Source organism: Neobacillus paridis, assembly GCF_016765675.1.
Taxonomy (GTDB): domain Bacteria; phylum Bacillota; class Bacilli; order Bacillales; family Cytobacillaceae; genus Neobacillus; species Neobacillus paridis.
The window spans coordinates 1-518 of record NZ_JAESWB010000244.1 but is presented as its reverse complement, the minus strand read 5'-3'; the positions used below and the strand labels follow the sequence as shown (position 1 = coordinate 518).

Below are 518 nucleotides of genomic sequence, written 5' to 3'. Positions count from 1 at the left end.
GTTAAAGCCAATCGAAAGTAGAGCAACAGTCTGTTAAACACAGAGAGATCAAGCAAACTCTTCGTTTCTTAAGTCCGTTACCAGCATTTTTCCCGGCGAATGGGTAATGCAGAATGGTAATTTGCTTAGCTCAGCAATATATTGCGGCGTGACACCACATGCCCAAAATACAGGCAACTCATCATCCATCAAGGGCACGGGATCGCCAAAATCGGGTTTGGACAAATCAGTGATTCCCAATCCTTGGGGAAAACCGACATGGACGGGAGTCCCATGTACCCGAGGATAGCGGGCAGTAATTTCAACAGCACGCACCACATCCGACGCTTTTATCGGACGCATGCTAACAACCATATTTCCCCGCAAGCATCCCGCCGAGTGGCATGCCAAGTTCGTTTTATACATTGCGACATTTTTTCGCTGCTCAAGATGGCGCAGCGCAATGCCCTCACGGATCAATGCGTTTTCAAACGAGAAACTGCATCCCAGTAAGAAGACTACCAAGTCGTCCCGCCAGT

The 518-nt window shown here is 48.6% G+C and carries 1 protein-coding gene; it reads right to left on the bottom strand.

What is annotated here, in order from left to right; translation table 11 throughout:
- Positions 1-48 precede the first annotated feature (48 nt).
- On the bottom strand, positions 49-518 hold a 470-nt coding region (locus tag JK635_RS28675), incomplete at its 5' end, for a D-glutamate cyclase family protein (RefSeq protein ID WP_202655050.1).